The organism is Paraburkholderia sp. SIMBA_030 (assembly GCF_046535245.1).
In the GTDB taxonomy this organism is placed as follows: Bacteria; Pseudomonadota; Gammaproteobacteria; order Burkholderiales; family Burkholderiaceae; genus Paraburkholderia.
On the sequence record NZ_JAWRXB010000993.1, the window covers coordinates 1 to 257 of the forward strand.

Below are 257 nucleotides of genomic sequence, written 5' to 3' on the forward strand. Positions count from 1 at the left end.
GCCAAGTGGCCCAGGACCTTGCGCGCAGGCACGTCGAGTGGCTTACGGGGATTCCAGGCACGCCGACGGCGGCTCCCGTCGGTGATGTAAAGGGGTACGTCACCGGACTCGGTGAAATGTACGTCGCCGATCCGCGGTTCGCTGCGAATTACGGCGGAGAAGTCGGGGCAGCATTTGTCAGGGATGCCCTGCGCGTTTATGCCGATAAGAACCTCTAACGCCTCCACCTGCGGGAACCCTCAAGAAACAGTCCAAAG

At 61.5% G+C, this 257-nt stretch carries 1 protein-coding gene; it reads left to right on the forward strand.

Annotated features, from left to right (window positions below):
* Nucleotides 1-218: TipAS antibiotic-recognition domain-containing protein (locus tag SB772_RS42995; protein ID WP_410838896.1), on the forward strand; the 218-nt coding region annotated here is incomplete at its 5' end.
* Between the last annotated feature and the right edge of the window lie 39 nt (nt 219-257).